Origin of the sequence: Henriciella sp. AS95, from assembly GCF_038900055.1 — a bacterium.
Lineage (GTDB): Bacteria > Pseudomonadota > Alphaproteobacteria > Caulobacterales > Hyphomonadaceae > Henriciella.
This window is the reverse complement of sequence record NZ_JBBMQM010000001.1, coordinates 2,720,041-2,743,045: the sequence shown is the minus strand read 5'-3', so window position 1 is coordinate 2,743,045 and position 23,005 is coordinate 2,720,041. Positions and strand designations below refer to the sequence as shown.

The 23,005-nt window shown below is 58.7% G+C and carries 27 protein-coding genes; 22 read left to right on the top strand and 5 right to left on the bottom strand.

Features of this window, described 5'->3' with window-relative positions; translation table 11 throughout:
- Positions 1-4 precede the first annotated feature (4 nt).
- The 9 genes from WNY37_RS13510 (at position 5) to WNY37_RS13470 (ending at position 7,898) form a co-directional block, all read left to right on the top strand.
- Positions 5-457 (top strand): Na(+)/H(+) antiporter subunit B, encoded by a 453-nt coding sequence (locus tag WNY37_RS13510; RefSeq protein ID WP_342973917.1) that lies wholly within the window; start codon positions 5-7, stop codon positions 455-457.
- Complete coding sequence (locus tag WNY37_RS13505; RefSeq protein ID WP_342973916.1) at positions 457-1,008, top strand: cation:proton antiporter subunit C; 552 nt, start codon at positions 457-459, stop codon at positions 1,006-1,008. Before WNY37_RS13510 ends, WNY37_RS13505 begins: the two co-directional genes overlap by 1 nt.
- Positions 1,005-2,540 (top strand): monovalent cation/H+ antiporter subunit D family protein, encoded by a 1,536-nt coding sequence (locus WNY37_RS13500; protein WP_342973915.1) that lies wholly within the window; start codon positions 1,005-1,007, stop codon positions 2,538-2,540. The genes WNY37_RS13505 and WNY37_RS13500 overlap by 4 nt, the downstream gene beginning before the upstream one ends.
- Positions 2,537-4,018, top strand: a complete 1,482-nt coding sequence (locus tag WNY37_RS13495) for a monovalent cation/H+ antiporter subunit D family protein (protein WP_342973914.1) — start codon at positions 2,537-2,539, stop codon at positions 4,016-4,018. The genes WNY37_RS13500 and WNY37_RS13495 overlap by 4 nt, the downstream gene beginning before the upstream one ends.
- Positions 4,015-4,401: a hypothetical protein gene (locus tag WNY37_RS13490; protein ID WP_342973913.1), complete on the top strand. Its 387-nt coding sequence runs from the start codon at positions 4,015-4,017 to the stop codon at positions 4,399-4,401. Before WNY37_RS13495 ends, WNY37_RS13490 begins: the two co-directional genes overlap by 4 nt.
- On the top strand, positions 4,398-6,146 hold the full coding sequence (locus WNY37_RS13485; RefSeq protein WP_342973912.1) for a Na(+)/H(+) antiporter subunit D: 1,749 nt from the start codon (positions 4,398-4,400) through the stop codon (positions 6,144-6,146). Before WNY37_RS13490 ends, WNY37_RS13485 begins: the two co-directional genes overlap by 4 nt.
- A gap of 191 nt (positions 6,147-6,337) precedes the next feature.
- Positions 6,338-6,754 (top strand): MucR family transcriptional regulator, encoded by a 417-nt coding sequence (locus WNY37_RS13480; protein ID WP_342973911.1) that lies wholly within the window; start codon positions 6,338-6,340, stop codon positions 6,752-6,754.
- Between the two features lie 169 nt (positions 6,755-6,923).
- Complete coding sequence (locus WNY37_RS13475) at positions 6,924-7,418, top strand: PAS domain-containing protein (RefSeq protein WP_342973910.1); 495 nt, start codon at positions 6,924-6,926, stop codon at positions 7,416-7,418.
- A gap of 93 nt (positions 7,419-7,511) precedes the next feature.
- A complete protein-coding gene (locus WNY37_RS13470; RefSeq protein ID WP_342973909.1) occupies positions 7,512-7,898 on the top strand; it encodes a helix-turn-helix domain-containing protein in 387 nt (128 codons plus the stop codon).
- Here the strand turns inward: WNY37_RS13470 and WNY37_RS13465 are convergent.
- Both WNY37_RS13465 and WNY37_RS13460 read right to left on the bottom strand, forming a co-directional pair.
- Positions 7,861-8,286, bottom strand: a complete 426-nt coding sequence (locus tag WNY37_RS13465) for a SufE family protein (RefSeq protein ID WP_342973908.1) — start codon at positions 8,284-8,286, stop codon at positions 7,861-7,863. The genes WNY37_RS13470 and WNY37_RS13465 overlap by 38 nt on opposite strands.
- Before the next feature lie 90 nt (positions 8,287-8,376).
- Complete coding sequence (locus tag WNY37_RS13460) at positions 8,377-9,399, bottom strand: hypothetical protein (RefSeq protein ID WP_342973907.1); 1,023 nt, start codon at positions 9,397-9,399, stop codon at positions 8,377-8,379.
- A 370-nt stretch (positions 9,400-9,769) separates the two neighbouring features.
- On the opposite strand from WNY37_RS13460, the gene WNY37_RS13455 reads away from it, so the two are divergent.
- On the top strand, positions 9,770-11,197 hold the full coding sequence (locus tag WNY37_RS13455; protein ID WP_342973906.1) for a HAMP domain-containing sensor histidine kinase: 1,428 nt from the start codon (positions 9,770-9,772) through the stop codon (positions 11,195-11,197).
- 23 nt (positions 11,198-11,220) lie between these two features.
- Here WNY37_RS13455 and WNY37_RS13450 read toward each other — a convergent pair whose 3' ends face one another.
- Positions 11,221-11,454, bottom strand: coding sequence for a hypothetical protein (locus tag WNY37_RS13450; protein WP_342973905.1), 234 nt, complete (start codon positions 11,452-11,454; stop codon positions 11,221-11,223).
- Between the two features lie 90 nt (positions 11,455-11,544).
- On the opposite strand from WNY37_RS13450, the gene WNY37_RS13445 reads away from it, so the two are divergent.
- From WNY37_RS13445 to WNY37_RS13405, 9 genes are all read left to right on the top strand, one after another.
- Entirely contained in the window at positions 11,545-11,904 is a 360-nt protein-coding gene (locus WNY37_RS13445) for a DUF1491 family protein (RefSeq protein ID WP_342973904.1), read from the top strand.
- 87 nt (positions 11,905-11,991) lie between these two features.
- The gene (locus tag WNY37_RS13440) at positions 11,992-12,579 is read left to right on the top strand and encodes a thymidine kinase (RefSeq protein WP_342973903.1); all 588 of its coding nucleotides are present in this window, start codon (positions 11,992-11,994) and stop codon (positions 12,577-12,579) included.
- A gap of 81 nt (positions 12,580-12,660) precedes the next feature.
- A complete protein-coding gene (locus WNY37_RS13435; RefSeq protein ID WP_342973902.1) occupies positions 12,661-13,023 on the top strand; it encodes a PRC-barrel domain-containing protein in 363 nt (120 codons plus the stop codon).
- Between the two features lie 152 nt (positions 13,024-13,175).
- Complete coding sequence (locus WNY37_RS13430) at positions 13,176-13,715, top strand: rhodanese-like domain-containing protein (protein WP_342973901.1); 540 nt, start codon at positions 13,176-13,178, stop codon at positions 13,713-13,715.
- Positions 13,716-13,877: 162 nt separating this feature from the next.
- Positions 13,878-14,693: a ferredoxin--NADP reductase gene (locus WNY37_RS13425; protein WP_342973900.1), complete on the top strand. Its 816-nt coding sequence runs from the start codon at positions 13,878-13,880 to the stop codon at positions 14,691-14,693.
- A 115-nt stretch (positions 14,694-14,808) separates the two neighbouring features.
- Positions 14,809-16,437 carry a carboxylesterase family protein gene (locus tag WNY37_RS13420; protein ID WP_342973899.1) on the top strand — a complete coding sequence of 543 codons (1,629 nt, stop codon included), beginning with the start codon at positions 14,809-14,811 and terminating at the stop codon, positions 16,435-16,437.
- 51 nt (positions 16,438-16,488) lie between these two features.
- Positions 16,489-18,078: a carboxylesterase/lipase family protein gene (locus WNY37_RS13415; RefSeq protein ID WP_342973898.1), complete on the top strand. Its 1,590-nt coding sequence runs from the start codon at positions 16,489-16,491 to the stop codon at positions 18,076-18,078.
- 20 nt (positions 18,079-18,098) lie between these two features.
- Complete coding sequence (locus WNY37_RS13410; RefSeq protein WP_342973897.1) at positions 18,099-18,362, top strand: hypothetical protein; 264 nt, start codon at positions 18,099-18,101, stop codon at positions 18,360-18,362.
- A 123-nt stretch (positions 18,363-18,485) separates the two neighbouring features.
- Entirely contained in the window at positions 18,486-18,734 is a 249-nt protein-coding gene (locus WNY37_RS13405; protein WP_342973896.1) for a hypothetical protein, read from the top strand.
- 36 nt (positions 18,735-18,770) lie between these two features.
- Here WNY37_RS13405 and aroC read toward each other — a convergent pair whose 3' ends face one another.
- Both aroC and WNY37_RS13395 read right to left on the bottom strand, forming a co-directional pair.
- Positions 18,771-19,859 carry a chorismate synthase gene (gene aroC, locus WNY37_RS13400; RefSeq protein ID WP_342973895.1) on the bottom strand — a complete coding sequence of 363 codons (1,089 nt, stop codon included), beginning with the start codon at positions 19,857-19,859 and terminating at the stop codon, positions 18,771-18,773.
- A gap of 22 nt (positions 19,860-19,881) precedes the next feature.
- Entirely contained in the window at positions 19,882-20,859 is a 978-nt protein-coding gene (locus WNY37_RS13395) for a malate dehydrogenase (RefSeq protein WP_342973894.1), read from the bottom strand.
- A 187-nt stretch (positions 20,860-21,046) separates the two neighbouring features.
- Between WNY37_RS13395 and WNY37_RS13390 the strand changes: the two genes are divergently transcribed.
- From WNY37_RS13390 to pdxH, 3 genes are read left to right on the top strand one after another with little or no spacing between them, the layout of a single operon-like run.
- The gene (locus tag WNY37_RS13390) at positions 21,047-21,805 is read left to right on the top strand and encodes an SDR family oxidoreductase (protein ID WP_342973893.1); all 759 of its coding nucleotides are present in this window, start codon (positions 21,047-21,049) and stop codon (positions 21,803-21,805) included.
- The gene (locus tag WNY37_RS13385) at positions 21,802-22,350 is read left to right on the top strand and encodes a hypothetical protein (protein WP_342973892.1); all 549 of its coding nucleotides are present in this window, start codon (positions 21,802-21,804) and stop codon (positions 22,348-22,350) included. Before WNY37_RS13390 ends, WNY37_RS13385 begins: the two co-directional genes overlap by 4 nt.
- Entirely contained in the window at positions 22,343-22,999 is a 657-nt protein-coding gene (gene pdxH / locus WNY37_RS13380; protein ID WP_342973891.1) for a pyridoxamine 5'-phosphate oxidase, read from the top strand. The genes WNY37_RS13385 and pdxH overlap by 8 nt, the downstream gene beginning before the upstream one ends.
- Positions 23,000-23,005: the final 6 nt, after the last annotated feature.

Sequence of the window (23,005 nt, the reverse complement as noted above, 5' to 3'; positions counted from 1 at the left end):
GGCGATGAAAACAGATCATCACGTCATCCTGCGCATCGTCGCCAAGCCGCTGATTCCGATCATTTCGCTGTTTGCGCTTTATGTGCATTTCCATGGTGACTATAGCCCGGGAGGCGGTTTCCAGGCCGGTGTCATCATTGCCGTTGCCGTCATTCTGTATTCGCTGATTTTCGGCATCACGCCGGCGATGAAAGCCGTTCCGCCCCTGTTTGCCCGCTCGCTGTCGGCTCTGGGCTTCATCATCTATGCGAGCGTCGGCGTCTGGTCTCTCATGATGGGCGGCAATTATCTCGACTATGACGTGCTGTTCAATGAGCCGCCCGGCGGTCACCACGGCCAGCATTACGGCATCCTGTTCGTTGAACTCGGCGTGCTGTTTGCTGTGGCAGGCTCGATGCTGTCGATTTTTTACGCATTTGCCGGTCGCGTCACCGAGATCAAGGATGAGGACTGGTAATGGTCGAATTCATCCTGGAGCGCGGAAACTACTGGGCCATCATCGGACTGATGATGATCGGCCTCTACATCCTGTTTTCGTCGACCAACTACATCAAACGACTGGTCGGCCTGTCGATCTTCCAGACGTCCATCATTCTGTTCTACATCTCGCTCAGCCGCATTGATGGTGGCACCGCGCCAATTCTGTTCGGCAAGGACGCGAAGGGACATGGCGGCGAGCACGGCGCCGAAGCGGCTGGTGCTGCGGCGGCGCACGGCGTTGATGAGGTGCATGAAGCTGCGAATGTGGCACAGGGCGCTTCCGATGCGGCTCATTCTGCGGCTTCGGGCCAGGGCTTTGAGCATATCTACTCCAATCCGCTGCCCCACGTGCTCATGCTGACCGCGATTGTGGTTGGTGTGGCAACGCTCGCGGTTGGGCTCGCCATCGTTGTTCGCATCCGCGAAGCCTATGGCACGATTGAAAGCGACGAGATCCGTGAAATGGACCTTGAAGTTGCCCTGGCAGAGTATGCCGAGGACCATCCCGGTGAGGCTGATCCGGCATGATTGATTTTATCCTGCAACTTGCGCCGGCCTGGGCCGAAGCGCATGCGCCAGCGCTGATTATCGTGCTGCCGCTTCTTGCTGGCCCGATTTCGGCGTTCCTGCCCGGCAGCGGTCGTGTGGCCTGGGTCATGACGATGATCGTCACGGGGCTTTGTACGCTGCTGTCCTTGATCTTGCTGGCGCAGGTCCGTTCCGTCGAAGGCGGCGCGGTCATCTCGTACGCAATGGGTGGCTGGGAACCGCCTTATGGCATCGAGTTCCGCATCGACGCGCTCAACGTTCTGATCCTGATGTTGGTCAGCTTCATAGCTTTCCTGACCAGTATTTTTGGCTGGCCGACAATCCGGGCTGAAATCCGCGAAGAGAAGCGGGCCATGTTCCTTGGCGCGTTCCAGGTCTGCTTTATGGGCCTGCTTGGCGTCGCGATCACGGGTGACGCGTTTAACCTGTTTGTGTTTCTCGAGCTGTCATCGATTGCGACCTACGTCCTCGTTGCGTTGGGGGCAGGGCGAGACCGCCGCGCGCTGCCGGCGGCGATCAACTACCTGCTTATGGGCACGATCGGCGCGAGCTTCTATATTGTCGGCGTCGGCTTTCTGTATGCGGCGACCGGTACGCTCAACATGGCGGACCTCGCCCTGCATCTGCAGGATACGAGCGGTAACCGCGCGGTTCAGGTGGGCTTCGCCTTCATTCTTGTCGGCCTCGGCCTCAAGGCGGCGATGTTCCCGCTGCACCAGTGGCTTCCGAACGCTTATTCCTACAGTCCGAGCTTTGTGACGGCGTTCCTCGCGGCGACGGCCACGAAGGTCGCGATATACGCGCTGGTCCGGTTCCTGTTTTCAGTCTTTTCGCTCGAATACCTCTTCGAGGGGGCCAGCCTCGCTCTCATTCTCACCCCTATGGGCATTGCCGCGATGCTGGCCTGTTCGTTCCAGGCGATCTTCCAGACGGATGTCCGCCGGACGCTGGCATACTCCTCGGTCGCGCAGGTTGGCTACATGCTGCTTGGTATCTCACTGGGGACGGCGGCCGGTATCTCGGCGGGCATGTTCCACCTGGTGAACCATGCGCTCATGAAGGGCGCGCTGTTCATGGCGGTGGCCGGTGTGGTGCTGACCTATCAGGGCTCCCGGATCCACGACTTTGCAGGCCTCGGCCGGTCCGCGCCATGGACGATGACGGCTTTTGCGATTGCGAGCCTGTCGCTGATCGGTGTGCCGCTGACCGCGGGCTTCCAGTCGAAGTTCGCACTCGTCTCCGCCCTGCTTGAAAGCGGCTGGTGGTGGGCGGCTCTTGTGGTTGTGTTCTCCAGTGTGCTGGCTGTTATCTATATGGGCCGGATCCTGCAGGCCGTGTTCTTCAAGCCGCCGAACAATCCACAGAAACGACACCGGGAAGCGCCATTGCTGCTGCTGGTCCCGCTCTGGGTGCTGGCGCTGGCCAATATCTGGATTGGTATCAATGGCAACTTCGTAGCCGGCCTGGCGGATGATGCGGCGCAAGCCCTGTTCATCGGAGGTGCGCGATGAGCGGTGAGAGTCTGATTATTGCAGCTTTGGTCCTTCCGCTTTTGACCGCGGCGGGCATTTTCTTCGCGGGTAAATTGCCGGACGTGCGGGAAGGGGTCACGCTTCTCGGCGCCGCTGCACTGTTCGTGACGGCTTGCGGGCTCGCCGGAACAGTCGGCGGTAACATGCCGGCAGAAGTGTCGCTAGGCACATCCGTTCCGGGCCTTGAATTCGCGTTCAAGATGGAGCCGCTCGGCGCCATGTTTGCGCTGGTTGCGAGTGGCCTCTGGATCGTCAACAGCTTCTATTCCATCGGCTATATGCGTGGGAACCGCGAGCGCAACCAGACGCGCTTTTACATCTGCTTTGCCATTGCTCTCATGGGGGCGATGGGCGTTGCGATGGCGGCAAACCTGTTCACACTGTTCGTGTTCTACGAAGTCCTGACCCTGTCGACGTTCCCGCTGGTCGCGCACAAGGAAGACAAGGCCGCACTCAGGGGGGCGAGCATCTATCTGATGACGCTTCTGGCAACCTCGATCGGTCTGTTTCTGGTCGCGATCATCTGGACCTATACGCTCGCCGGCAGCATGGATTTTGTGCCGGGCGGTCTGCTCAACGGCGTTGATGGCGTAACGCCTGTCGTGGCGAGCGCGCTATTGATCCTGTTCGCCTTCGGGATCGGCAAGGCGGCGCTGATGCCGGTCCATTTCTGGCTGCCGAATGCGATGGTTGCGCCGACGCCGGTTTCAGCGCTGCTGCACGCTGTGGCCGTGGTGAAGGCTGGCGTGTTCACCATGGCGAAGGTCGGCCTCTACATTTTCGGCTATGACCTGCTGAGAGACACGCCAGCGCGTGATTTCGTGCTGGGTGTGGCCTGTTTCACCATCGTGGTGGCATCGCTGATCGCGCTGACCAAGGACAACCTCAAAGCCCGGTTGGCGTATTCGACGGTTGGCCAGCTTGCTTACGTCACGGCCGGTGTCATGCTGGCGACGTCGGCCGGCATGATGGGCGGCAGCCTGCAGATTGCCGCTCACGCGTTCGGCAAGATCACGCTCTTCATGTGCGCGGGCGCCATTTATGTCGCCACGGGGAAGACCGAGATTTCGCAGATGCGCGGGCTTGGCCGGCGCATGCCATGGGTATTTGGTGCCTTCCTGGTTGGCTCGCTCTCCATCATTGGTATTCCGCCGATGGCAGGCGGCTGGCCGAAAGTGATGCTGATGCTGGGGGCCGCCGAATCCGGCGACGGCTACGTTGCCTGGGTCTTGATCATCTCCTCGCTACTCAACATCGCCTATCTTCTGCCGATCGCATTCCTGGCGCTGATGCCGCCGCGCGGTACGCCGGAGCCTGCGCCCTACAAGCGACCTGAGGGTGCACCGATGTTCACCGTCGCAGCGCCTGTGTTCACGGCGCTGGGCACCGTCGTGCTCTTCTTCCTCATGGGCGAGCTATACGATTTCCTTTTGCCAGCCATCGGAGGCCAGCCATGAGCGATCATGTGACACCGCCCCATCTGAGCGATCATGGCGAGCATGAGCTGCCTGATGACAGCCACACATCGGGTGTCGCCAAGCTGCTCTTCGGCTGGACATCGAAACCGTGGGCCGGAAACCTTGTATTTGTGGTGCTGGGCCTCCTTTCGCTCTTCCTGATCTTTGTGGAGCCGCTGCTGGAAGCGATGGCTCCGGAAGGGCATCATTTCCGCCACACCTATTTCAACATCGACGGCATCACGGCCTTCCATGCCTGGTGGGGCTTTGGGTCGTTTGCGCTGGTCGTCCTGGCAGGCTGGCCGCTGGGTAAGCTGCTGCGCCGCGACGAGACCTATTACGACGATGAGGAAGAGCCAGCCGGAGAGGAGCCGCACGAATGAACGCGCTGATCTCCTCAATCAATCCGGGCCTCGTCCTTATCCTGGCTGGTCTTCTGGCCGGCCTCACGCCTATTCAGCGCGTCCGTCAGGGACTGGCCCTCGGCGCACCCGTCCTGGCGCTATTCATGCTGCTCGCTGCCCCTCGCGACATCGACATCGCGACGATGGGAATGATGGGCTTCGACATGGTGCTTTACCGGGTCGACTCGCTATCCTTCATCTTTGGACTGGCCTTCCTGATCGCGGCGCTGATCAATGCTGTCTATGCGCTGCATAATGACAGCCGCCTCGAAGACAGTATGGGCATGTCCTATATGGGGGCAGCTGTTGCGGCCTGTTTCTGCGGCGATTTCATCAGCCTGTTTGTCTTCTGGGAGCTGACGGCGGTGACGTCCGTGTTCCTGATTTTCAAATCCGGTACGCGCGCCGCTTACAAAGCGGGCATGCGGTATCTTGGTCTGCATGTGCTGTCGGGCGTATTGCTGCTGTTCGGCGCAATGCAGATCTTCTTCGACACAGGCGATATGAGCATTCGCGCATTGCAGCTGGGTGACCCCGGTGTTCTGCTCGTCTTTCTCGCTTTTGGTATCAAGGCAGGCTTCCCGTTCCTGCATACATGGCTGGCAGACGCCTATCCAAAAGCGACGGTCACCGGTACGGTCGTGCTGTCTGCGTTCACGACGAAGCTGGCCATCTATGCCCTGGCGCGCACATTTGCAGGCGAACCAAGCCTGATCTGGATCGGCGCAATCATGACCGTCTATCCGGTCTTCTTTGCGGTGGTGGAGAATGACCTTCGCAAGGTTCTGTCCTTCTCGCTGAACAACCAGCTGGGCTTCATGGTTTGCGCCATCGGTGTCGGCACGCCGCTCGCGCTGAATGGTGCTGCCGCCCATGCCTTCTGCCACATCATGTACAAGTCGCTTCTGTTCATGAGCATGGGCGCTGTCCTGTACCGCACAGGCACGGCGAAAGCGACGGAGCTGGGCGGTCTTTACCGCACCATGCCATGGACAACACTGTTCTGCTTGATCGGGGCCGCCTCGATCTCGGCTTTCCCGCTCTTCTCTGGCTTTGTCTCCAAGTCGCTGACGATGAGCGCCGTCGCGGGCATTGGCGCGCTGATCCCTTGGTTGATGCTGCTCTTTGCATCGGCCGGTGTGCTGGAACACTCCGGCATCAAGATCCCGTACTTTGCCTTCTTTGGCCACGATAGCGGGAAGCGGCCGAAAGAAGCGCCGTTCAACATGCTGCTCGCTATGGGCGCAGCGGCCTTCATCTGTATCGGAGTTGGCCTGCCGGCCTTCCTGCCTGGCTTCGGCTTTGATTGGCTCTACAAGATCCTGCCTTACGCCAACGACCCGTATACGGTTCGCTATGAGCCTTATACGGCGGACCACATCCTGACGCAGATGCAGCTTCTGGTCTTGGCCATGTTCGCATTCGCCGTGCTTCAGCGCGTCGGAGCGTATCCGCCGGAGAAGCGGGGCATTATCCTGGATACCGACATCATCTATCGGAAGATCGGCTATGGCTTCGCCAAGTGGAGCGGCACGGTGTGGACGAAGGTTGGCCCGGCAATGTCAGGCATGCTCGGTGGTCTTAGCGGCCGCGCCTTTTCTCGCCTTGAAGCAGCGTTCAGCCCGCGTGGCACTTTGGCAAAGGGCGGCTTGTTCGACGGCATGGCGGTGTGGACTGTGGTCCTGCTGGGACTTGCCCTGATGATCGCCTTCTTTGTCCGCTAGCTCCAGTTTAATTGCGCTCTCGGAAAAGTTGAATTGGCGCTTTCGCAGAACTCGCGAGTGCGGTTCATGTTTAACATAAGTTATCTGTAGAAACGCGAAGCATATTTCTGCAACAAAATCTGTTGTCGCTTGTTTACATCTAAATCTATTCGTTCGAGAGACGTAGTTTCAGTATATTGATGGAGTAAAACGTGGACGCATCTGTAGAAGACAAGGCATCCGCCCGTGAGGCACTCGAATTCACAAGCGATATCGTCGCCGCTTATGTGAGCAACAATCCAGTGCAAAGCAGTGAGCTCACCAATCTGATCCGGGATGTCCACGCGACATTGTCGAATCTGTCGGGTGAAGCCGCGCAGCCAGCCGCCGAGATCAAGCCGGCGGTCGCGGTAAAGAAATCTGTGACGGATGAGCACATCATCTGCCTGGAAGACGGCAAGAAGTTTAAATCCCTGAAGCGTCATCTTCGCGCTAAATACGACATGACCCCTGAAGAATACCGCGAAAAGTGGGGTCTGCCTTATGATTATCCCATGGTTGCGCCAAGCTATGCTCGCAAACGCTCCAAGCTCGCTAAGCAAATGGGTCTGGGTACCGGGCGCAAATAGTTGCCTAAACTTGTCGTCCGCGACACGAATATTTTGAACGCGGAACGTTACGCCATCGAAACGATAAGCGGCTGCATTTATAGTTAATAATTTCTTCAGTTAAGACTTGAAGCAGGACTCGAATTCAGCCACACCTGATTCCAACGAATCGTCACGGGGGTGGCTCAATATGTTGAATGAATCTCGTGTTAACGCTCTGACTTCTGCACAGAAGGAAATCCTGTCCCATTGGCGCGCAGCCAAGGGCGGATTGGAATTGCCGAGACGCTCGGATATCAATCCTGGTCAGCTGCGCGCGCATCTGTCTTCGATCTCGATGATCGAAATCGATGAAAGCGGAGACGCATGGTTTCGGTTGGTCGGATCGAAGCTGCTGAGCATCCTCGGGCCCAAGCCCGGAGGGCGCAATCTTCGTGACTTTAGCGGTGAGGCGGCCTCCATCTGGTCATTGGGGCTGAAGGCAGCGGCCGAAGCCGGGCGGCCAATGGGCGGCATTCTGGAGCGCCAGTCGAACCGTCATTCCTGGTTGCGGCTGCCGCTTGCCACGGGCCATCCGGGGCGCTCGCTCATTCTTTGCCATGACGTCATTCTCAAGAGCAGGATCCCGGAAGAAGACGACCCATTCCGCCTGTTCTCCGGTGGACCGAGCCAGCTCGCGGCGTAATCCCGAAAGGGATTGATTTCTCACAATAGGAAAAATATCCTACACCTGATCCCGGGGACGTATGCTGTTGTCCAACGGAAAATCAGGAGTTGGATGATGACATTTTCAAAGCGGCAGCAGGATGAGCACCGAGTACGCCTGGCAGCAGGGCTGACAGGGTTCGCGCTGATGATCCCGGCTGAGCAGATACTGGCCGCAGACAAGCGAGACCACCGTATTGCACGGGCACGGCAGATCGCGATGTATCTTGCTCATGTTGGTCTGGGAATGAGCCTCGCACGCATTGCTACGGCGCTTGATCGGGATCGATCCACCGTGGCGTATGGCTGTCACAAGATTGAGGATTTTCGCGACGATCCACAGATCGACGAGTGGCTGGACAGTCTCGAGGTGCAATTGCGAGGGGCGGTCGAACTCGGACGCTGGTCACCGGCAGGCGGCGCTAGCGATCAGTCGCTTCGGCGGATGCAACTGTCCTGATGCGCTCCAGCATCGAAGCAAGGCCGTTGGACCGCTGCGCCGAGAGCGCGCCTGTTACGCCAATTTCTTCGAGAAAGGCGGGCGCATCAAAAGCAAGGATGTCTTCGTGAGAGGCGCCGGAGAAAAGCCGGATCAAAATGGCGATGAGACCGGATACGATCATCGCGTCGGACTCAGCACGGATGAGGATGTGCCCCGCATCGTCTTCGCTGAGGACCATCCAGACCTGTGAGGCGCAGCCACGCACCCGCGTTTGCTCTGTGCGCTCATGCGGCTCCAGCGGTGGGTTGGCTTTGCCGAGGTCAATGATGTGGGCATATCGCGTTTCCCAGTCGTCCAGGAAGTCGAACTCGTCGCGGATCTCTTGGGCTTGGCTCTCAACACTCATGACTGCTCATGTGGCGTATCTGCGAGCAAAAGAAAACCCCGGCCTCCATCAAGAGAGACCGGGGTCAAGAGATTGAAAGTACGGATAGCTTTACTGGCTGACCTTGCTGATGCAACGACCAACATCAGCCAGAGCGTGCTCACCGATGCAGAAAGGCACCTCAAAGTGCTGGTGAGCGGCCGCAACACACTGCTGAAGGTTCAGCTGAGCCATGTTGAGACAGCCAGCGGTCTGCTTTTCCGTCATCGCGCTTTGCATTGGAGCGGCAGCAGCGCCTCCGCCACCGATCACGCGGTAAGCTGCAAGCGTTGCAATCTGGTCTGCAATGGGCTCCTTGCCCGAAGCAATGCGGGAATTGTTGATGCCGAGCGCGGCTGTGACGTCAGGCACGCGGATCGCGGATGCGGCGCTGGAGACGTTCTCCCAGACCGACGGTGCACCGTTTGAGCCAGCCGAAACGAGAACCGAATCAATTCCCGGCGCGGTAAAGGCTGTCACCATTTCTGAGCGGGCTGGACGGCCCGTCAGAGACGCTGCGCGAAGGCTGGTAGCAATCGCACCGGAGTCGCCGACCTTACCCTTGGCCCAGCCAGCGCCCTGAAGCGAATAGGCCTGCTCCTTAACGAAAGCTGCGGTGGCTGTCAGGCGAGCCGAATCAGCCTTGCCGGCGGTCATGGCTGATTTGACCGCGCTGTTGCCGCCGCCCAGCGAGCGGGCGTAACGAACATCGTTTTGCAGGCCGCGAACGAAAACGTCCTTGCCGTAGAAGCCCTCGATATCGCGGACCGCTGCGCGGAACTCAGGGTTCTGCGAGGCGACTAGGGCTGAGTAAGCCATCCAGCCGCGTGTCAGTTGATCCGAGTTTTGTCCGCCAAGGTTCTTCAGGGCGGTCTGGATATCGTTGGAACTCTTGAAAGAGTGCTCCTTGATATCCGTCACGTCTCCGTGGAACGTGGCGTATACGGCGGCTGCAGAAGACAGTGGATCCGGAGCTGTGGCAGAACTGTCTGCTGCCACGGTTTGGACTTCTGGTGCAGCTTCTGTCTGCGCCGACGCGGAGAATGCAAGCGCAATGGCGCCAATCATTCCTGCGTGGATTCTTTTGAATTTCATCGTCAGTCTCCCTCACACTACCTGACCGAATGGTTAACCACTTTCCCGGATTTGCAAAGGTGTTCCTAGCCCGAAAAGCGGTATAAGCTGAAAATGTAATGTTCCAGTGACGACAAGAATGACTAACGAATATCACCGATCTATTAACGAAAAATCGGAAACCTTTCTGATTGGCATATTTCTGCTCTGGCTTTCGCTGGTTGCAGTTGCCTCTATGTTCGTCATGTCTGCGGGCGTGAATCTGCTTGTAATAGCAGCGTTTGCAGCGCTTTGCGTCTTACCTGTCTTCACGACGATGGCGGTCGTCTGGAAGGGAAAAGCGTGGCCACGAGGGCGGCGTGCTCTTTTTGTTTGTTTGCCGTGGATCCTGATGAGCGCCTTCTTTGTGGCGTTGTCGGGCGGTCTATCGTCCCCTGCACTTATTTTTGCAGCATTCCCTTCACTTTTTGCCCTGAGCTTTGGTTGGCGGAAGCTTGCGGTCGAAACCTCGATCTTTTCCCTGATCGCGACCCTCGGTGCGATCGCACTGTCGGTCAGCCTTGGCGATATGCCGGGTATGAGCGAAGCGTCTCATGCAAGCGAGATGTACGCGTTCGCGGGACTATGCGTGCTGCCTTTCATCGTCTCGGCACTCGTCGCGAGCCGCCCATCTCGAAGGGAGGCGCAGGCTTTCGTGCCGCCAGCCGAGGTCGATGGACGATATGATCAGGCTTTCACGGACGGATTGGAAGAGCTGGGTGATTCGCAGCCTGGCGTCATGATCGTCGATGTGACGCGAGAAGGGCGAATACGGTCCGCGTCGGGCAATCCGCCTGCAGGCCTTCTTCTGAGGCCAGGCCGCGTCTTCCTGGATGCCTTTTCAGCGCCTCTGCGGGAGCGAGTGAGAACGCGATTTCATGCCGGCGGCACGTTCACCGAGATGATTGGCGATGGACGAAATGTCGAGTTCACCGTCGATCGGCATGATCTCGGCACACGCGTATTTCTGGATGATGTGACGGACCACAGCGAGCAGCATGCACCAGCGCTGTCTGAGGCGGACACACTATCGTCTGGGGGCATTGACGAACTCAAGGCGGAACTCGCAGAGCGAACCGCCTTCTTTGCCGGGCTGGGCCATGAGCTGAAAACTCCGCTCAACGCCATTCTCGGCTTTTCCGACCTGATGCGAACAGAGCTGCGCGGACCCATTCCGGAGGCCTACAAAGATTATTCCCACCTCATCCACGAAAGCGGCCAGGATTTGCTGCTCATCGTCGAGGATATTCTGGATTACGCCAAGGCAGAAGCGGGCCATGCACGGCTGGACATCGAGCCGGTCGATCTGGTGGCAAGCGCTGAATCGGTTGTTGCGCAACTGTCGGGGCAGGCTGCCCGGATGAATGTCGAGATAAAGCTGCTGGCGACCGACGAGGTCTGGGCGATGGCCGATCCGCGTGCGATCCGTCAGATCTGGCAGAATCTCATTTCCAATGCGATCAAGTATTCAGAGGCCGGCAGCACTGTAACCCTGGACGCCAGGGCTGGCCGGGATGCGGTGGCGCTGTCCTGTCGAGACACAGGCGCTGGCATGGATGCAGATGACCTCGACCGGATTGCGAAGCCTTTCCAGCAAGGCCGCAATGCAAAGGGGCGCGCAGGAACCGGACTGGGCCTGGCTGTCGTGCAGAGCTTTGCCAATCAGATGCGCGGAAAAGTGGTGATCGACACCGCGCCGGGCGAAGGGACGCGCGTGCGTGTCATCCTGCCAAAGGCATCAGCGTCGGATGTGAACGGTCTGGAGGATGCAGCTGAGTGAACGCGCTCGTCACGCGGGTCAGATCAAGTGGAGCGGTCCTCGATGCGGGACTCTCGCATCAAAAGCATGACGCCGGTTACCATCAGGCATCCGAGGACGACCAGGGCGACTTCAAGCGGAAAAAAGCCTGCATTGATGGCCTGTCCCGCTTTGGCATTGATGATGTCCTGTCCGGATGAGATGAGAGCGGTTTGGCTTCCTGGTGCGGCCGAGCTGGATGCTGCGGTCTGGATCAGGGGCGAAAACAAGGTCATCATGGCGAAGTCGTCCAAGGTTACCGATCTATTAATACAGGACAGGTCTGCAAGCGGTATGCCGGAAGCCAGCCCGCCTGAGGAAAAGTGCAAATGATGGAAGCAAGGCTGCCAAGCTGGTTGTGGGTCGAAGCCCTGATCAAACGCGCCGAAGTGGAGGGAGCGTCCTGCTTCGTGCTGCAAAAAGGCGACCGCGAACGCGGCGATGTGCTGGTGAAAGTGGCAGACCTGAAGGGCGGCGCCCGCGGCTATGTCCCGCGCACGAATATGGACGGCAAACGCATATTCTCCGACATTCGGCTTCAGGGCATCGGTGATGCGGAGCATGAAGTGGATGAGTATGTGTCGCGCGCCCGCCAGCGCGATAGCGACCTTTGGGTGCTGGAAGTTGAGGACCGCCAAGGCCGCCATTTCCTAACCGAACCTGTGGAAAGCCCAGAGCAGACTGAATGATCTTTGCGCTTGGGGCTTGGCAGCGCTCCTGCCAGCCGCAATAGCTCAGTCTGTCGTTCCAGTGCGCCACCGGAGAACCTCCAGCCCATGGCAAAACTCTACTTCACCTATTCAGCGATGAATGCTGGCAAATCCACAATCCTGCTCCAGTCAGCCTACAATTATCGCGAGCGCGGTATGCAGGTTATGCTGTGGACCTCGGGCCATTACAGGGAAGGGGATGCGGAGACGGCGGAAATCTGTTCTCGCATCGGCCTTGAAGCGGAAGCTCATCTTTACCGCGACGGACTTGACCTTTTCGACGTCATCGGCGCCCGAAAGAATGAAGGGCCGCTCGATGGCGTGTTTGTGGACGAAGCGCAGTTTCTCGAAAGCCAGCAGGTCTGGCAGCTTGCTCATGTCGCTGATCGGCTCGGGGTGCCGGTGATGTGCTATGGGCTGCGGACTGACTTTCAGGGCAAGCTGTTTCCGGGGTCAGCGGAGTTGCTGGCCATCGCAGACCAGCTTCGCGAAGTGCGGACGATCTGCCACTGCGGACGCAAGGCAACCATGACCGCGAGAATGGACCAGTCTGGCACCGCACTGGTCGAAGGCGCCCAGGTGGATGTCGAGAAAGCGCAATACGTTTCGCTCTGCCGGCGCCATTGGGAAGAAGTAACGCATATTCATCCCTGACAGGCGGAACACGACGTCGGCCCGGAGGTTAATTCTGTACAGCGCAGCACGCGCTAAACGAGAACCAGAAAGGACCTCAATATGCCTACCCCTCAAGGCCACACCACCGCTATTCGCGGATCCCGCGTCATCGGAACCGATGTTTATAGTCAGGCTGGCGACAAGATCGGCGAAGTCGAAGATGTCATGCTCGACAAGATGAGCAACAATATCATGTTTGCCGTTGTCGGTTTCGGCGGATTTCTTGGAATGGGCGAGAAGTATCATGCCATTCCGTGGGCGTCGCTCGATTATGAAAAGGATCGCGGTGGTTACATCGTGCCGTTCTCGAAAGAGCAGCTCGAGCAAGGACCGGCCGATTCAATTCACGAACTCAGCAAAGACGATGGCTATACGGCTCGCGATGCTGCGTTCGATCACTATCAGGTTGAACGCTACTGGTGATTGCCAAGAGCTGAAAACCCTGGAAAAGATTCTGCCGCGGTCGGGAAATGCCCTGTCCGCGGCAAAATTTACCCTCCAATAGCCCGCTCCTTACCCCATTGCCGCCCCATTTCGGGTTGAGTTTGGTTGCCACGGGAAGAGGAGACTACGCCATGGGCGAACGTCGAAACGCTATAATCGGACTGGCGATGATCGTCGCCTTTGTTGCGTCCGGCTTGATGGCCAATGCGCAAGAAGGCCCCGCCGCAGAGGGCTCACCAGAAATCGACTATCCAGCTTTCGCGATGATGACCGAAGATGTCATGGCTTATCGCGAAGGTCGGCTCGTCAGCCTCGCAGACTTCAATGAGATGAAGGCAGAGGAAGACGCCATCATCCTCGATACCCGCAGCGAGGCGGCGTATGTGATGGGGCATATCAGCGGCGCTGTGCATCTTAATTTCTCGGACTTCACCGATGAAAAGCTGGCCGAGGTGATTCCCTCCAAGGACACGCGCATCCTCATCTATTGCAACAATAATTTTGAGGATGATGTCGCTCCGGTCGTGCTGAAACGTGCGCCGCTCGCTCTCAACATTCCGACTTTCATCAATCTCTATGGCTACGGCTATGAGAATATCTACGAACTTGGCGAACTCGTCTCGACCAATGACGAGGCCGTCAACTGGGTGACATCGCTGCAAACGCCCTGACCATTCCTGCGCGATGGCACTTGCTGAGCGGATGTAGCTGAACCCCGGCTACATCCGTTTTCGTGTTTTAGTTCTGCTAATGCGATCATTTGTTGCCTTGCACAAAACATGCATCGCGTTCATCTGACGCCAAGAAGGCCTGACAAGTTAGCGGATGAAGATATGACCACTGCAAATGCTCAGACAGCTGCCCCGCGGGTGAACCCGAATGCGCCGACCGAGGAAACCGTCCTCTCGGTGCATCACTATACGGACCGCCTCTTCAAGTTCCGGCTGACCCGGCCGGACGCTTTCCGCTTCCGCTCGGGCGAGTTCATCATGATCGGCTTGCCCAAGGAAGACGGCAAGCCGCTGCTGCGGGCCTACTCAATTGCGTCGCCGTCCTGGGATGAAGAACTCGAATTCTATTCCATCAAGGTGCAGGACGGTCCGCTAACCTCGCGCCTTCAGAAGATCCAGCCTGGCGACAAGGTGCTCTTGGGCAAGAAGCCGGTCGGCACGCTGGTCCATGACGCTCTGGTTCCGGGCAAACGCCTCTGGTGCTTCTCGACGGGGACAGGCTTTGCGCCCTTCGCCAGCGTGATCCGTGATCCGGAAACGTATGAGAAGTTCGACGAGGTGATCGTCACCCACACATGCCGCGACGTGGCTGAGCTCGCCTATTCGCGCGAGATCGTGGCAGAGACCCTGAACCACGAATTCCTGGGCGAGATGGCTCAAGGCAAGCTGCGCCTCTACGCGACATGCACGCGTGAGCCTTTCGATCATTCCGGCCGGCCAACCGATCTCATTCGCTCTGGTCAGCTCTTTGATGATCTCGGCATTCCGCCGCTGAACGCGGCTGACGACCGCGCCATGATTTGTGGATCCATGCCGATGACGCTGGAAATGAAAGATCTGATGCTAAAGGCTGGCCTCAACGAAGGCTCGAACGCCGCTCCGGCTGAGTTTGTGATTGAAAAAGCTTTCGTCGGTTAAAAAATCCCAATTTTGGGCTAGCCGACTAACATCACCTCCATTAACCTCGCCTGATAAGAGAAAAGCGCGGCTGGTATGGCACCGGGCGCAGCGATACAGGTCAGGGAGTGTCAGGGTGTCTTTCTTCAGATTCGGACTACGTTTTTCAACATTCGCAGCAGCGGTGGCGATTACCAGCTGCGCAGCGACAACGACGCCTGCGCCGCAGGACACAGCGAGCAGTACCGTTGACGTCGAAACCAGTAAACCGGTCGCCGATGGCCCTGTGGCCAACACCGCTTATGGACAGGTGCGCGGAAAATTAGAGGAGGGCGTGAATGTTTTCCTTGGTATTCCGTATGGCGCTGACACCCGGAACACTCGGTTCCAGAGAGCCAATAAGCCAGAGCCGTGGTCGGACGTTCTCGATGCCGATGCCTATCCCGATTCAACACTGCAGATCACCGGCAATACGGCCTTCTTCAAAAGCTGGCAGCCTGATCCCGTGCCGCCGCACAGCGAAAACCCGCTGGGTCTCAACGTCTGGACACCAGGTCTCGACGCCAAGAAGCGCCCGGTCATGGTCTGGCTGCATGGCGGTGGTTTTGAAAATGGAAACGGATCGAGCACCGCCTATGAAGGTGTAAACCTTGCCAATCGCGGCGATGTCGTGGTGGTGACGATCAACCATCGTCTGAACGCGATGGGCTATCTTTACCTTGCAGAACTTGAGGGCGGCGAGGCCTATCCTGATAGCGGTAATGTCGGCAATCTCGACATGATCATGGCGCTGGAATGGGTGCGCGACAACATCGCAAACTTTGGTGGCAACCCCGAGAACGTGACAATTTTTGGCGAGTCCGGCGGCGGTCGAAAAGTGTCGACGCTGGTCGCCATGCCCGAAGCTGAAGGGCTTATCGACCGCGCCATCGTCCAGTCTGGCTCACACCTCAAGATTCGCACGGCCGAGCAGGCCACAAAGGATTCTGTCGAATTCCTCAGCCGGCTCGGTCTGGAGCCAAATGAGCTCGACAAGCTCGGTGACGTCCCGTCTGAAGCGTTCGAAGATGCGCTGAAGAAAGGCCGCATCTATTTTGGCCCGGTGATGGATGGCCGGAACATGGCGGCTCATCCCTGGGACCCGTCTGCCCCGGCGACGGCCATGGATGTTCCGATGCTGATTGGCAACAATGATGATGAAGCGTCGATCTTCCTGTTCGCTGACCCGCGCGTCTGGAAGGTTGACTATGATGGCATCGCGCCGTTCCTCGCGCCGTACGGCCTCGAACAGGACCCGCAGGCTATCGTCGATGGCTATCGGGAACTGTTTCCCGATGAGAGCCCAACCGAGCTGCTTTTCACAATCGTGTCTGACCTTCGTTATGGCCACAATGCTGTCATTCAGGCGCGACTGAAATCCGAGCAGGGCGGTGCGCCCGTCTGGCTGTACCTGTTCGACTGGCAGACGCCGATCGCCGGCGGGAAGCTGAAGACCCCGCATGCGCTCGAAATTCCGTTCGCGTTCGACACGCTGGAAAACTCCGAGAGCATGGTCGGCGATCCGGCGGCGGCCCAGGACGTGGCGGATCAGGTCAGCGAAGCGTGGATCAGCTTCGCCCGGCACGGAAACCCGAATGCGCGCGGTTTGCCTTACTGGCCACAATATGATGGGCGTTCATCGCCTGTCATGCGATTCAACTCGGTATCAGAAGTAGAGACTGGGTATTTCGAGGGGGAACGCGCCATTTTGGAGGCTGGACAATAACCTCCAGATCGTAAAGCTTGGTCGCCAGATCATGCTACGACGGAGAAGATAATGAACCTGGCTCCAGTGAGAAGATTGCGCATCGCCTTCGTGGCTTGCGCAATGTTTGCGACGGCACTTCCGGCAGCGATTGCTCAGGAGGCGCCGATTGCGGACACTGAATACGGTCAGGTTCGAGGGTCCATCGATGAGGGTGTCAGTGTTTTCCTGGGCATTCCTTACGGTGCAGACACGTCAACGACGCGGTTCCAGCCGCCGAAGAAGCCGGCATCATGGGATGGCGTGAAGGATGCGCTTCAATATCCCGACACCACGCCGCAGGTCGAATTGGCTGGTGCGCTGTTTGCGACGTGGACTCCGGATCCGCTACCCGCGCAGAGCGAGAACATGCTGGGCCTGAACGTCTGGACGCCGGGGCTGGACGACCGCAAACGGCCGGTCATGGTCTGGTTTCATGGCGGTGGGTTTACGGCCGGTTCGGGATCCAGCACGACCTTTCAGGGCACCAATCTCGCCAATCGCGGAGACGTTGTCGTCGTGACGGTGAACCATCGTCTCAATGGGCTCGGCTACCTCGATCTCACCAGCATCACCGATGATCCGCTCTATGCGGATAGCGGCAATGTCGGAAATCTTGATATGGTCGCCTCGCTTGAGTGGGTGCGTGATAATATCGAGAATTTCGGCGGCAATCCTGAGAACGTTCTCATCTTTGGTGAATCGGGTGGCGGCGCAAAAGTGTCGACCTTGCTCGCCATGCCCGAAGCACAGGGGCTGATCGACCGCGCTGTTGTGCAGAGTGGATCGATGTTGAAGGGACGAACGCCTGAAGAAGCGGCGAAAGATACGGCTGCTTTTATGGAAGTGATGGGGGCGGACTCCCTGGAGGATCTGCTGGCCGCGACACCGGAAGATTTTGTCGAGGCTTTCAGAGCGGGCAGTTCAAATCCGGAGATCAACATCAATTACGGACCGGTTGTCGACAATCGCTCGCTTCCACGCGATCCATTCGCGCCAGATGCGCCACAGACGGCGATCGACGTGCCCATGCTGATCGGCACGAACGAAACTGAAGCATCCCTGTTTCTTATGGCTGATCCGAGTGTGTTCGAGATCACGGACGCGGATATTCCGGCGCGCCTTGCCCCGTTTATGGAAGACCCCGCTCAGGCCGAAACCCTCACAAGCGCCTATCGTGACCTTCGCCCTGAGCTGAGTTCTACCGATCTTCTCTTTGCGATTGCCAGTGACCTGATGTTCGAGCGGCCTGCCTTCATTCAGGCGAGCCGTAAGGCGGAACAGGGCGGTGCGCCGGTCTGGATTTACCACTTCGATTGGGCGACGCCGGTCATGGACGGTAAGATCGGTTCTCTACATGCGCTCGAAATACCGTTCGCGTTCGATACGCTTGAGCATTCGGCGAGTATGATTGGCGATACAGATGCGCCGCAGATTGTTGCTGATCAGATGAGCGAGGCCTGGATCAGCTTCGCTCGATTCGGCGATCCCAATGCGCGCGGCCTTCCGTTCTGGCCCGCATTCGACACGGAATCGCGCGCTTTTATGCGTATCAACACCGAATCTGAAGTTGATACGGACTATTTCGAAGACGAAGAGGCCATCCTCTCCACGCTGGACTGATGGGCACAGCTTAAGGTCTTATGAGAAGGGTGGGAGGCCGTCGGCCCGGTCCGGCCAGGCTGAAGACGCTGGCTGTCATCGTCGGGCTGGTCTTCGTCCTGACAGGCGTATTCGCTATTATTGGCGATCCGGCGGCGGCCTCCGGTCGCGGGCGTGCAGGCGTGTTTTCACGTGCATTGAATGCTCTGCGTGACGTCTTCGGCGATCCGGGGGCAGGGCTGGCCATGATCGCAGCGGGCATCTTGATAGGCGGGTTGCTTTTCTGGCTCGCTGACCGGCGCTGAGTCATCTGTGGTAAAAATATCGGCACAACGGTTTTTTTTGATCTTCGGTCGTGCCAAGGCGTTGCAAGCTTCTGATGACTTCCGTCATAAGCCTAGGAAGCATCAATCACTGGGTGTGTAAGTATGGATGTTTCTGACCGTATCAGGCAATGCCTTGCAGTAATGATGGGCGCCGTATTTGTCGCTGCCGGTTTTGTTGTCATGTTTGGCGAGACCCAGACAGCAAGCGCTGCGACTGGCCAGGAAGAGCCAATGTCAGAAATGTTCAGTGGGCTGACGAACCTGCTCGGAGAGGCAGGCGCAGGAAGTGCACTGATCCTGCTGGGTGTTGGCCTGGCGATCTTGTTACTTCGGGCGGTAACGCGCCGATAGGCAGGTCATGCGGTCTGCAACGGGCAGGCTGAAAAGTTATCCCATCTGGCCGCGATGGCGAAGTTTTGCATCAGCCAGCACGCAAGCCAGCATTGCCTCTGCAACAGGGACCGCGCGAATGCCGACGCAAGGGTCGTGGCGGCCTTTTGTACGTACGTCGACATCCTCGCCGTCGCGCGTGACCGATTTCGTGACGGACAGGATCGATGAGGTCGGCTTGATCGCGACACGCACGACAACGTCCTGACCGGTCGAGATGCCGCCAGCAACGCCGCCATTATTGTTCGAGAGGAAACGTACGCCCTCATCGCTCATGCGCATTTCGTCGGCATTTTCTTCGCCCGAAAAAGCGGCCGCGGCAAAGCCCGCGCCGATCTCGACGCCCTTGGCGGCGTTGATGCTCATCATCGCGCCGGCGAGTTCGGCGTCGAGCTTGCCATAGATGGGCGCGCCCCAACCGGCAGGGAGGCCTGACGCCTGGACCTCAACGACGGCCCCAGCGCTGGAGCCAGCCTTGCGGGTCTCATCCAGGAAGTCTTCCCACTTTGCAGCGGTCTTGGCGTCCGGGCACCAGAAGGGGTTGTTGGATGTCTCGTCCCAGTCCCAGGCATCCCGATCAATCTTGTGCGGGCCGATCTGGACGACTGCCCCGCGAATCACGATGCCTTCGCCGAGGACACGGCGTGCAACGGCGCCGGCCGCGACCCGCATCGCGGTTTCGCGCGCCGAGCTGCGCCCGCCGCCGCGATAGTCGCGCACACCATATTTCTGGTCATAGGCATAGTCGGCATGTCCGGGCCGGTAGCGGTCGCGGATTTCCGAATAGTCCTTGGAGCGCTGGTCGACATTCTCGATCAGCATGGAGATCGGCGTGCCGGTTGTGACAGGGCCGCCCGTGCGGTCATCCTCGAAGACGCCCGACAGGATGCGGACTTCATCGGGTTCCTTGCGCTGGGTGACGAAGCGGCTGGTGCCCGGCTTTCTCTTGTCGAGAAAGCCCTGCACGAACGCTTCGTCCAACGGCAGGCCGGGCGGGCAGCCATCGACCACGCAGCCGATGGACGGCCCGTGGCTTTCGCCCCAGGTCGTCACGCGGAAGAGGTGGCCGAATGTATTGTGCGACATGGCTGCCCGGAAGCTGCGCGGACTAGCCGAGCAGGTCCTTCACCGCATCGCGCTCTTCGCGCAGCTCTTTCTCGGTCGCGTCCATCTTGGCGCGGGAGAACTCATTGATGTCGAGACCCTGCACGATCTCGTACTTGCCGCCGGAACAGGTCACCGGATAGCCGTAGATGATGCCGGGCTCGATGCCGTAGGAGCCGTCGGACGGGATGCCCATGGAGACCCAGTCGCCATCCGTGCCGAGGGCCCAGCTGCGCATATGGTCGATCGCAGCCGATGCGGCAGACGCCGCCGAGGAGGCGCCGCGGGCCTTGATGATCGCCGCGCCGCGCTGCTGCACGTCCGGGATGAAGGTGTTCTCGTACCAGTCCTGATCGACCTTGGAGAGGGCCGCTTCGCCCTTCACCGTGGCGTGGTGGAGGTCTGGATACTGGGTCGCCGAGTGGTTGCCCCAGATGACGACCTTGTCGATGTCAGTATTGTGCGTGCCGGTCTTCTCGGCGAGCTGGCTCATCGCGCGGTTATGGTCGAGACGGACCATGGCGGTGAAGCATTTCGAGTCGAGGTCCGGTGCGTTCTGTTGGGCGATGAGCGCGTTGGTGTTGGCCGGGTTGCCAACGACGAGCACTTTCACATCGCGGGAGGCGTGATCGTTGATCGCCTTGCCTTGCGGGCCAAAGATGCCGCCGTTCGCAGACAGGAGATCCTTGCGTTCCATGCCTTGCTTGCGCGGCATTGCGCCGACGAGGAGGGCGAAGTCGCAATCCTTGAAGGCGACATTCGGATCGTCAGTGGCGACGATGTTGTTCAGAAGCGGGAAGGCGCAGTCATTGAGCTCCATGACGACGCCATTCAGCGCGCCGAGCGCCGGCGTGATCTCGAGCAGGTGAAGGTCGACCGGCTGGTCCGGGCCGAGCATGTCGCCAGCGGCGATACGGAAGAGGAGGGCATAGCCGATTTGGCCAGCGGCTCCGGTGACAGCGACTTTCACAGGCTTCTTCATGGGAGTGTCCTTCTTGAATATTGGAACTTTCGCGCATCAATGGCGAATTTGATGACGAAGGGCAAGCGTTGCGGGCCCGGTCGCGCTGATTTCACTTCGCGGCGAAAGCGCACGCGGCGTCCTCGCTGTTTGCTGCGCAGCCCAAAGGCAATAGGATGAGGCCAAACAAACCCAAGGGCAGGACCAGATGACATATGATCTCTCAGGCAAGAATGCAGTCGTAACCGGTGCAAGCCGTGGGATCGGCGAGGCGATTGCGCGCACGCTCGCTGAAGACGGAGCGCGCGTTGCGCTGGTGGCCCGTGACACCGATGCGCTGGAGAAGATCGCCAAGAAGCTTCCGAACGATCCGGTGGTGCTGCATGCTGACCTCGCCTCCAGCGATGGCTGGAAGGCACTCGCCGAGGCCATCGTTGAGCAGCTGGGGCCTGTCGACATTCTCGTCAACAATGCTGGCGTCAGCGTGAATGAACCGGCCGGACACGTGACCGAGGATGGTCTCGACACGACGCTTAATGTGAATGTGCGGAACCTGATCCTTCTGACGGACGCGCTGACCGAGAGCCTGAAGTCCCGCAAGGGCTGTGTGGTGAATATCTCGTCTGTCTCGGCCAGCACGGGCAGTGTCGGTCAGATCGCCTATTCAGCCTCCAAGGGGGCGGTGAACTCGATGACGCGGAACATGTCGATCGATCTGGGCCGCGCTGGCGTGCGCGTGAACGCCGTCGCGCCCGGCGTCATTGACGACGGTATGTGGACAACGGCTTTTGAGAGCGGCCGCGTCGATCGCGAGAAAACGATGGAGCGGATGCGCAAGATACTTCCATTGGAAGGACGGTGGGGGACGGCGCAGAACATCGCCGATGCGGTGGCCTTTCTAGCGTCGGATAAGGCCGACTATATTACCGGCCAGGTGCTGCGTGTGGATGGGGGCATTCTGGCTTGAACCGGACACTTTTTGAAGCATCAATTCCTGCCGAGCACAGAGAAGAATTTCTTAAGTTCTTCGACGCTCACGCAGACAAGAACAATACTCTCGATATTGCTGCGCTCGAAAAGAAGGCACTTGCTTCAGACAATGCTGTCATAGTCGCCCAGACCATTTCGGTTCTGTCCCTGATACCGGATCGCGGTCGCGTGGGAGACCTGATCAAGCATGGGCTGAATTGGCCACACAACGACCCATGGAATGCTGTGTCACGCGCCTCGCTTGCGGCAATTCCTCATTGTTTGACCAGGCTCGACGGTTTGAGAGCCCAGTTAGAGGAGCTTGCTTTTCACGACGATGCCGTGATCCGGAACATGGCGGTTGATCTGCTTGAAGCTGACGAAGAAACGGAAGAAGACCGGCAATTAGAGCGTTGGAGGCGCTTCAAGGAAAACACGTCCTTTAGAACGTACTGGCCCTTTATTTTCCTGGGACGCAGGCACACAATTACATCATTCAATGCACGCGAAGACGATTTCAGAAAGGGAGAAGAAGATGAGTGACATCATCCCGCCCAGCCCCAGCGCTGAGGACTATCAGCGCGACAGTGCGGGCAATCCGCTCATACCTGACGTGGCCGAGCCGATTGCGCTTTTCCAGACCTGGATGGCTGAAGCGAGGGAGAAGGAGCTCAACGACTCGAATGCCATGTCGCTTGCGACCGTGGATGAGCATGGCCGTCCCGATATTCGCATTGTCCTTCTCAAGGCGGTCTCTCAAGAAGGCTTCGCTTTCTACACCAATTTCGACAGTGCGAAGGGGCAGGAACTGAAGGCTAATCCGTTCGCCGCGCTCGGCTTTCACTGGAAGTCACTGCGCCGGCAGGTCCGCATTCGCGGCGATGTTATCGGTGTGCCTTCAGAAGAGGCGGATGAGTATTTTTCGTCTCGCGCCCGGCCGAGCCGGATCAGTGCCATCGCGTCGGACCAGTCACGTCCCTTGCCGTCCCGCCAGGTTTTTGAAGACCGTATCAAGGCATTGGAGGTGGACTATCAGGGGCGTGACGATATTCCCCGCCCAGCGAACTGGGGCGGCTATCGGGTCGTGCCGGTTGAGATCGAGTTTTGGCAGGATCAGGCATTCCGGATGCATGACCGGCTGAAATTCACAAAGAAGTCCGGCGTCTGGACGCGTGAGCGCCTTTACCCTTAGCGGAAA